This is a genomic window from Sphingomonas sp. NFR15, from assembly GCF_900103265.1.
In the GTDB taxonomy this organism is placed as follows: domain Bacteria; phylum Pseudomonadota; class Alphaproteobacteria; order Sphingomonadales; family Sphingomonadaceae; genus Sphingomonas; species Sphingomonas pollutisoli.
Map to the genome: position 1 here is coordinate 22,543 of NZ_FMWX01000014.1, position 9,743 is coordinate 32,285.

The window sequence follows — 9,743 nt, forward strand, 5'->3', positions numbered from 1 at the left end:
CTGTAAGCCCGGTGCACGATCCGCAAGCGTTGGAGCTTCGCAATCACCTATAACCGAGCGACGGGAACAACGGGACACTCGCCGCCGCGGGGATGACCCCGGCTCCCGACCGGCAGAGCGCAAAGGCGCTGCGGCTTGATGCCGTCCATGCCCTGACGGGAGGAAATAGCCGAACTGCCGCTTTTTCGATCAAGGCGCGAGCGCAACTTTTCGGGCGCGAAAAGGTCTTAAAGGCGCTGCGTGACAAGATTATTCTTGTCAGTAGAGCAATATTCTTGTCCAGTATCGTTACCGATATCGGAGGCTCCTTTCTCGCTCAAGCCGGCGTACGGCGGGGTGCGGGATCGTGTTGCCTTGGTGCGGCAACGCACGGCGACAGGAACGCTGGGCAAAGGGCAGCGCAAAGACTGCATTCGAACAGGGAAAGGATGCCGGGCGCCAAGAATGGTCCCGGCCGTCGGCCGCGGAACCTGTCGGGTCGTTGTTAAGGGGGATTGCACACATGATCTGGAGACCGCTGCGCACGTTTCTCGCCACCAGCAGCATATTTGCCATCAGTTGCGTGGCCGCCGCCGCGCAGGCGCAGAGCACGGCTGCCTCGGAGCAGCCGAACAGCGCGGATCCTACCACGGACAGCGCCAGGCCACCGCTCGACGGTGCACCGGAGGGCAGCGATATCGTGGTGGTCGGGTCGCAGATTCGCGGCCGCCAGTCCGAGGCGCTGCCCGTTTCGGTGCTCGGCCAGGCGCAGATCGCCAGCACCGCCGCTGTGTCAGGCGAGGAATTGTTCCGCGCGATCCCGCAGATGGGCTCGCTCGTGTTCAACAGCCAGTACCTGCCCGGCAGCAGCAACTCCTCGCGCGGGGATGCTGCGTCCGTCAACCTGCGCGAACTGGGCGCCGGCAACACCCTGGTCCTGCTGAACGGCCGCCGCGTCGTCCAGCATCCGGTCAGCCAGGGCGACGAGAACAACGTGCCGGTCATCTCGTACAACACCAACGCCATCCCCGTTTCAGGCCTCGAACGGCTCGAGGTGCTGCGTGACGGCGCCGCCGCGATCTACGGCACCGATGCGGTGGCGGGGGTGGTCAACACGGTTATGAAGACCAACATGAGCGGCGTTTCGCTCAACACGCAATATGGCTTCGCCCCAGGCACCAGCATGCGGGAGTCCACGACCAACCTCTCGGCGGGTCACACGTTTTCGCGCGGCAACATCTCGCTGGTCGCGAGCTATACCCACCGCGACCCGCTCTACGCCACCGACGAGCCGTATACGGCGACGAACGACCTGCGCGCGCTGTTCGCCGACACCTCCTTCGCAGGCGTTGCATCGCTGGACGCGCGATCGACCTCGACCGACTGGGGCACGTTCGCGACGCCATCGCGCACCGGCACGATCCGTCGTGGCACCACAGCGCTGACCACTGCGGCCGGCGCGTTCCACATCCAGCCTTCCGCGCAGGCGGGCTGTGTCTACAGCTTCGGAAACGGCACCTGTCTCGGCACTGGTAGCCTCGCCACCTCGGGCGCGAACCGCGATGCCCGCTACGATTCTCCGCAGGCCGACGGTACGACGCTCATTCCCCGTCTCGATCGTCTCAACCTGTATCTGAGCGGCCATTACGACGTATCGCCCGATGTGACGATCTACGGCGAGGCGGGCTATTACCACGCGGTCACGCGCAATGTTGCCGGCTCGGCCGGCACCTTGTCATCGACCACGATCACCGTGCCAGCGTCGAACTATTGGAACCCGTTCGGCCCCGCCACGTTCGCCAACGGCACGACGAATCCGAACCGCATTCCCGGGCTGACCAACGTGCCCGCCAGCGGCCTGCCGGTGTCGATCACCACCTATAACCTTTCCGATGTCGGCCCGACGATCGTGACCGATCGCAACTACCAATATCGCCTGCTGCTCGGCGTCAAGTTCCCGTTTCTGGGCTTCGACTGGGATTCGGCTGCAGTCTACTCACGCGCCGGTGTAACGGATACGCAGACCGGCGTCAGCGCGACGCTGTTGCAGCAGAGCCTCGCGCTATCGACGCCCGACGCGTACAATCCGTTCAGCGGTGGCAATACCACCAGCTACAGCCTCGCCGACTCCTCGCCGAGCAGCGCCGCCGCGATCAACGCTGTGAGCGTGACGGCAACACGCAAAGACACGACCACGCTGGCGATGGTCGATCTGAAGGGCAGCAACGCGCATCTGCTGCATCTGCCCGGCGGTGACCTGGGCTTCGCGATCGGCTTCGAAGGGCGGCGTGAGACGCAGCATGACGACCGCGATCCGCGCGTGGACGGCACCACATCGTACACCGATGCCGTTACCGGGATCACCTATGCGAGCGACCTGATCGGCACCAGCCAGACGCCCGATACACGGGGATCTCGCGTGGTCGGTTCGGCCTACGGCGAGCTGGCGATCCCGGTGGTCTCGCCGGACATGCACATCCCGCTTGTTCGGCACATCGAGTTCCAGGTCGCGGGCCGTTACGAGCATTACAGCGATTTCGGCTCGGTCGCGAAGCCTAAGGTCGCCGGCGCGTGGGATATCTTCAACGGCTTGCGTCTGCGCGGGTCTTGGGCCCAGGGGTTCAAGGCGCCCAATCTCGAACAGGTCAACACGACGCTGCTGTCGCGCGCGAACACCCGCGTCGATTATTATCGCTGCGAGGCGGAGATCGCGAACAAGACATTTTCCAGCCTCACGAATTGCACCGGCACGTATGAGCGCTTCTCGCTGACCGAGCAGCGTTCCGGCAACAAGAACCTGAAGCCGGAGGAAAGTGAAACCTGGTCGGCCGGCATCGTGTTCGAGCCGCGTTTCATCCCGTCGCGTTTCGGTCGCTTCACGTTTACGGCCGATCTCTGGCACGTTCGACAAGACGGCATCGTTGGCCTGTTCGGCGGCGCCAACGCATTGATCCTCGACGATTTGCTTCGCAAACAGGGATCGTCCAACCCGAACGTCGTCCGCGCGGCGGCAACCAGCGATGATATCGCCGCTTACGCTGGCAGCGGACTCGCGCCAGCCGGGCGGGTGCTCTACGTGACCGATCAGTATCGCAACCTTTTGCCGCAAACCGCGCAAGGTCTTGATCTGGGCTTCAATTGGGAGCTGCGCAACACCGCGATCGGCAGCTTCAACCTGGATGCGAGCGTCGCGCATCTCACCAAATTCTATCGGGATCTGTCGCCGGACGTCGTACCGCTGGCGCAGGCGGTGGCGAGCGGGACGCTCAATTCCGGCATCACGATCACCGGCGCGGGCGACCTGCTCGAACAAGGATCGCGGCCGAAATGGCGCGCAACCGCTTCGCTCACCTGGGATCTCGCCCAGTTCGAGGTGGGCGCCTTCACGCAATATACCGGAGCGGTCTGGGATACCGGGCTGACGGATGCGGCGGGCAATTACTGGCGCGTCAGCGACCAGATCGTCGGCAACCTGTATGTCCAGGCGCGGATTTCCGGCTTTAACAAATCCGCGGATTATCGCGTCCGGCTGGGTGTGCGGAACATTGCCGACACGCGTCCGCCGCTGGCATCGGGCGGGTATCTCGGCGCGCTCTACGATCCTTACGGCCGGTATCTCTACGCCAATCTCGGCGTGAACTTCTGATCCTGTACCGGGCGGCCGTATCGGCCGCTCTCCCTTGCTGGAGTTTTTCAATGACCAAGCGTCTTCTTCGCTTCCTTGCCGCTGGCGCAGCGACTGCGTTCATGGTCGCCGAGCGCGCGGCCTCGGCCGAGCCCGGCGGCATCGCCATCGTCGGGGCGACGGTATTTGACGCGACCGGCGCGCCGCCAAGGGTCGAGACAGTTCTCATCAGGAACGGCCGCATCGCCGAGGTCGGCGCCAATATCCGTATCCCGTCCGGCTACACCCGGATCGACGCCAAGGGCGAGGCACTGCTGCCTGGCTTCTTCGATCTGCATACCCATTGGACGGCGGGGGGAGATCCAGCGGTCACCCCAGCCATCGCAAACGCCTATGTCTCGGCCGGCGTAACCAACAGCGCCGACTTCAACGCTGCGCCGGAATCGTTCGAGGCGCGGCGCAAATGGCTGGCGTCGCTCGGCGTTGCCCCGCATGTTTTTCTATGCGGCCGATTATCGACGCCGGGCGGCCACGGCGCAGACTGGGCCGACACCGCCACGACCAAGATGATCGTGACGCCGGAATCCGCCCGCGCGGGGGTCGATCAAATTCTGCCGTACAAACCCGATTGCCTCGGCGAGGTGATGGTGGATGGCTGGCGCTACGGCCTGTCGCCCGACAATACCAGCATGAACGAGGACGCGCTCACCGCCTTGGTGGATGAGGCGCACAAGCACGATATCCCGGTGCTGACGCATATCCTGCGCACCGAAAAGGCGGCGGAAGCCGGCCGCGCCAAGGTCGATGTGATCGACCACGCCTTGCAGGATCTGCCGCTCACCGATGCGCAGGTCGCGGCGATCAAGGCGGGGGGCGGTACTTTCGGGCCGACGCTGGCGGTGTATAATCCCAGCAAGCCCGGCCGCCGCGCGATGGCGGGCGCGACCGATGCGCGCCGCGCGCGCGCCTCCGCCAACTGGGCCAATGCCAACGCGAATACCAAGACATTGTATCAGGCGGGGGTCCCCATCGTCACCGGCACGGACGCGGGCATGGTGGCGACGCCACACGGCATCTCCGAACTGAAGGAAATGGAATTGCTGGTGCAGGCTGGTCTGTCCCCAACCGACGCGTTGATCGCGGGTACCGCGAACAGTGCGAAGGTGATGGGCGTGCTCGGCGATCGTGGCACGATCGAGAAGGGCAAGCGCGCCGATCTGGTGCTCATCAAGGGCACCCCCTGGGTGAACATCGCCGATGTCGAGAAGACCGACCGGGTGTTCATCGACGGCAGGCTCGTGTTTGGTCCGGGTGCGCCACCGCTCAACCCGGTCGTACCGATGCCGGCGGTGGCGGTCGGGCCGGTCGTGGACGATTTCGAGCGCGCGGACGACCGCTCCAACCTCGATACGCTGGTCGTCACCGAACCCGATGGCGGCATCGAGCGCAGCATCGAGGTGATCGACACCGTCACCCGTGAGGATGGCGGCCACGCGCTGAGCATGATCGGCACGATGGCGGTGAAGACCAACCCCCAGATCGCGGTGGTGCTGCCGCTGACCAAAGGATCGATCCAGCCGGCCGACGTCCGTAAGTACACGGGCGTGAAATTCGAACTGCGCGGCGACGGCCCCTACGAGGTGGCGCTCAATACGCTCGGCAACACCTATACGGCCACTGTCTCGGGCGGCGCCAAATGGCAGACGGTCACGCTGCCGTTCACGGCTTTCAAGCCGGAAAACACGGGCCGCATCCAGTTCCCAACCACCGGCTGGACCGGGAACGATCTCGTCGAGATCGAGATCAAGGCCAAACGCAAAAGCGGCGAAACGGCCTGGCTGCTGCTCGACAACGTGAGCTTCTACTGACGTCCGATCGTCAATGAAGCGCGTCCGGCGCGCGGCGCGCGCCGGACCGCACTATTTGGTCAGTTCCATCAACGCCGCCAGCGTCAGCACGCGCACGCCGGTGGGGATCGCCTCGGTATAATCCGGGGCGAAATAGGGCGAGTGATTGCTCGGCGTCGGCACGCCCTTGGCGGCGTTCGACGCCAGCACGGCGGGATCATAACCGCCGATCGAGAAATAGACCGAGGGCACGCCGGCAGCGATGAATGCGGAATAATCCTCGCTCGCCGACCAGCCGGGTGCGGTCGCCGGCACCAGTGTCACCGTGTCGGTACCGCCGGCCGCCGCGAGCATCGCTGCGGCTCGGGTCGCGAGGGCATGGTCGTTCATCACCGATGCCGTGCCATGGAGCCATTTGACATCGGGCGCGGGCGCCATCGCCATTGCGGCGGTCGCCGCGGCGGTGCGCTTGACGCCGTCGAGCAGCAACTGGCGCACATCGGGGGTGAATGAGCGGAGCGACAGCTTCAGGTCGGCGGTATCGGGGATGATGTTGCCAACGGTGCCCGACTGGAAGCTGCCGACGGTAATCACGCCGAACGCACCCGCATCCTTCTGCCGGCTTATGACGGTCTGCACGTCCGTTACGAAATGCGCGCCCATTACGATCGGATCGATCGCCGCCGAGGGCATCGATCCGTGCGCGCCGCGGCCGTGGAAGATCACTTCGACCGCATCCGAATTGGAGGTGGTGACGCCATCCTTCACAACCACCTCGCCGACCGGCCCGTTGCCGATGTGCGCGGCGAAGCCCACATCCGGCTTGGGGAAGCGGGTGAACAGCCCGTCCTCCACCATCGCCTTCGCGCCGGTGACCAGTTCCTCGGCCGGCTGGGCGACAAACATCAGCGTGCCATGCCAGCGGTCCTTCATCGCGAGCAGCGCTTGAGCCGTGCCGAGCCACCAGGCCATGTGGGTGTCGTGCCCGCAACTCATCGCGACGAAGGTCTGCTTGCCGTCCTCACCGACGGTCTGCGCGCGACTGGCGAAGGGTAGGCCGGTCTTCTCCTCCATCGGCAAGCCGTCGAGCTCGGTGCGGATCAGCACCACCGGTCCATCGCCGTTCTTGTAGATCGCGACCACGCCGGTCTTGCCGACCTTCTCGGTGACGGTGAAGCCGAGCGCCCGCATCCGCGTTGCGAGCAACGCCGCCGTGCGCTGCTCGTGGAAGCCGAGTTCAGGGCGCTGATGGATATCCTTGTAGAGCGATTCGAGTTGCGGCCAATCGGCCGCGATCTGACGGTCGATGGCGCTCCGGGTGGCGGCGATATCGATCGGGGCAGCGGTTGCCGGCAAACCCGCAAACAGGGAACAAGAGCCGATCAGCGATCGGAGGAAATGGCGCATGGACGGGATTTTCCATTGAAGCTATCGCAGTGCACCATATCCACAACGTCGCACGCGCGCCAAGCGCCAGGTGGGCACCTTCATCACCGTGTCGGCGGCGCTGATTGGGGCGTGACGAGAGCATGGCGCCTATCCGTGCTGGCGTGAGAGGGCTCTTGCGTCTGGTTGATGGCGACTCCGACGTTGCGAGTACGCAATGAGCTAGCGCGCTCGATGACGGCGGCTATGATGGATCGATGCTGTACCTCGCCCTCAAAGCCGCCATTTCGGGCATCCTCGTCGCGCTGGCGTCCACTCTGGCCAAACGCTACCCCGGCTTCGGCGCCTTGATCGCGTCGCTTCCTTTGGTTTCCGTTCTGGGCATGATCTGGCTTTGGGGCGAGCGACCGGATGCGGCGAACATGGCCGCGCACTCGCAGGCGACCTTTTGGTACGTCCTGCCGTCGCTCCCGATGTTCCTCGTGATCCCCGCTCTGTTGCGACACGGAACACCATTCTGGGCGGCTTTGCTTATCGGATGCGGGCTCACCGTTGCGCTGTACGCTGCCATGACGTGGATCGCTCCTCGCCTCGGCTTGCAACTCTAAGTGGCCGCGAGATGCAGGAATTTACCCTCGCTGTCGTCGGCATCGACTTTCCAAACGAGAACGGCAGCAACCGCCGGTCCGAGGCGATGATGACGCAGCCTGGCGCGCCGATCAAGCTGGTGCTCGAGCCGAAGAACAAGCACGATCCGAACGCTATTTCCGTGTTCAGCCCGCAGGGTGTGCAGATCGGCTACATGAACGCTGAGCGGGCGCCCTATGTCGGGCTGCGCATGGGACGCGGGGAGGATGTGACGGCGATCTTCCAGGGGATAGACGATGGGTCCGCGTTCATACGCGTCCGGTTTGGAGGTGGGGTCCCGACGCTGCCACTGGCTTCGGAAAAGCAGCCGGCATCGTCAGGTCCGCCCCGGCCAATGCACCGTTCAGAGCCGTTAGATCCGCACAGCTTCCAGCCGGATGAAGAAGGCCCTGAGTGGGGTGCGTGAAGCAGGACGCGCGACGCCCGAGCGAAACGCTGAGGTGCAATTTGTACTGGCCTTGGTCATCATCGGCTAAGGTTGCGGCTTATTTCCGCGTTACGGAGCCGGTGCATCGAACGCCGGCGAAGACGTATGTCTGGAGACGGCGGGTGTGGTGGTACGTGAAACAGAGGGGTTGTGCATCATCGTGGACCAGTCGAGCAGCCCGGGCACCTTCCAGCGCGTGTCGCCGGTGCCGCCGTCGGCGATCTTCATGACCGCCTCGACCAGCTCATGGTCCCAGATGCGGCCATAATCGGGTCCGGTTACGGCGCGCAGCTCGGTGCGTCCGTCCTCGGTTTCGAGCGTCTTCATCAGCTCGGCGCGGTGATTGAGCAGCCCGTGCTGCAGGTTAATGCCGGCCAAGGGTGCGGGCAGCTCGCGCAGATCGCCCGACGGCGCCCCGACCAGGCTGCAGAGCTGGCCGAACGACCAGTGCGTCGGGGCTATGCCCTCGTCGCGGCCGAGCACGATCAGCGCGAGCCGCTCGGCATTGTCGCGGCTGGCCTCGACCCGGACCTCGCGCGTCTCGACCGTCTGCGCGGTGGCGCGCCGGGCGCGCGCCAGCGTGGCCGCGTGGAGTTCGCTGAGCGAGAGATAGCGCTCAGCGTCGGGCCGCGAGAACCATTCGGACGAAACTCGCCCGATGCGGGACCCTCGCGAGATATCGACCTTGTAGGGCCCGGCACGCCATGGCGGCGCGGAAGCATGGTTGAGGACAGTCGCCGTGGAAATTCACCGCGACGGGCGCCGAGAGACTCTCTCTCAGCCCTGACCCGTCACGGCCGAACCGGCCGCACTCTTCCTCTCTGGGGGCATGGCAGGGGGGGGGGCAGTAGGGGGACAACCAGATCCTCGGAGCTGGCTGTCAGGGGAGGCGTTTCGCGTCCGGCCCTGCACCTGACCGGGAGGCCCCGCGTGCGCATTCACGGGCGCTCTGATTCTGCGGAGCGCCCCGAAGGAGCTGATCGCGGATCATGCCGGTGGCTTCGGGCTTGCGAACCGGCCGTCAAATCCACACAGCCCGGGAAAGCGGATATTCCAGCGGCCTCCTCGTACTCGAATGCCCATGGATTCCTGACCCAGGGGTAGGAGGTTCGTATGGGCATTGATGTGTCGGCGGCGAAGGCCGTCACGATCAACGACCATCATCAAAATGGCGTCGATACCTCGGTGGAGGGCAATCCCTCCAAGGCCGGCTCAAGGGCATCCCACTCTTCCATGTGTTCAGCCTGAACCAGCGGGGACCGCGCCGAGACGACGGCAATCCGCTCGTGCACACGTTGAGGGGCCGGAAGGGCTTCTCGATCCTGCCCTTCTGGCAGAATATCGCAGTTCAGTCAGCGTCGCGCTTAATCCATTTAAGCAGCCCGCGGTACAAGGCGTCGCCATAGCCGACATTGGGTAGAGAGTAGTCGGGCAGGTTTCGGGGGGCAGTTGGCGATACCTGCCGTCCCGAAACGGATAATCGATCAAGAAAGTGGCTAGGGTATGTGGGGATTCACCGTGAGTTGATGACGGCTGCGGCGAGATAAATCATGGCCGCGAAGCTGTGGTCGGTTTTGCAGGCGCGCATGGCGATGCGCTTGAACTCCTTGAGCTTGCAGAAGAAGTTCTCGATCAGGTGACGCCATGTATAGATCGCGGCATCGATCTTGAGCTTTTGCGCCCGGCCGGGGTGCTGCGAGATGACGACCTTGGCGCCGCGCTCGTTCAGTTCGGCAACGAGTGCGTTGCTGTCGAACGCCTTGTCGGCGATCAGCCCGTCAAAGGCGATGCCGTCGATCAGCGGCGGCACCTCGACGCTGTCGTGACGCTG

The 9,743-nt window shown here is 64.6% G+C and carries 7 protein-coding genes and 1 pseudogene; 5 read left to right on the top strand and 3 right to left on the bottom strand.

Annotated elements, in window-relative coordinates:
• Window positions 1-502 precede the first annotated feature (502 nt).
• Window positions 503-3,625, top strand: a complete 3,123-nt coding sequence (locus BLS81_RS19790; protein ID WP_093226482.1) for a TonB-dependent receptor domain-containing protein — start codon at window positions 503-505, stop codon at window positions 3,623-3,625.
• 50 nt (window positions 3,626-3,675) lie between these two features.
• Window positions 3,676-5,472 carry a CIA30 family protein gene (locus tag BLS81_RS19795; RefSeq protein ID WP_218123177.1) on the top strand — a complete coding sequence of 599 codons (1,797 nt, stop codon included), beginning with the start codon at window positions 3,676-3,678 and terminating at the stop codon, window positions 5,470-5,472.
• Between the two features lie 51 nt (window positions 5,473-5,523).
• Here BLS81_RS19795 and BLS81_RS19800 read toward each other — a convergent pair whose 3' ends face one another.
• Entirely contained in the window at window positions 5,524-6,807 is a 1,284-nt protein-coding gene (locus BLS81_RS19800) for an amidohydrolase (RefSeq protein ID WP_256326355.1), read from the bottom strand.
• Window positions 6,808-7,094: 287 nt separating this feature from the next.
• Between BLS81_RS19800 and BLS81_RS19805 the strand changes: the two genes are divergently transcribed.
• Entirely contained in the window at window positions 7,095-7,445 is a 351-nt protein-coding gene (locus BLS81_RS19805) for a DUF3147 family protein (protein ID WP_093226487.1), read from the top strand.
• Window positions 7,446-7,456: 11 nt separating this feature from the next.
• Complete coding sequence (locus BLS81_RS19810) at window positions 7,457-7,891, top strand: HIRAN domain-containing protein (RefSeq protein ID WP_093226488.1); 435 nt, start codon at window positions 7,457-7,459, stop codon at window positions 7,889-7,891.
• 150 nt (window positions 7,892-8,041) lie between these two features.
• Here the strand turns inward: BLS81_RS19810 and BLS81_RS19815 are convergent.
• Window positions 8,042-8,659 (bottom strand): annotated as a pseudogene (locus tag BLS81_RS19815) (DUF932 domain-containing protein); the annotation flags it as partial.
• A 366-nt stretch (window positions 8,660-9,025) separates the two neighbouring features.
• Between BLS81_RS19815 and BLS81_RS21220 the strand changes: the two are divergent.
• A complete protein-coding gene (locus BLS81_RS21220) occupies window positions 9,026-9,160 on the top strand; it encodes a hypothetical protein (protein WP_256326356.1) in 135 nt (44 codons plus the stop codon).
• Window positions 9,161-9,425: 265 nt separating this feature from the next.
• Here the strand turns inward: BLS81_RS21220 and BLS81_RS19820 are convergent.
• Window positions 9,426-9,743 (bottom strand): transposase (locus tag BLS81_RS19820; RefSeq protein WP_218123159.1); only part of this gene is annotated, 318 nt, incomplete at its 5' end.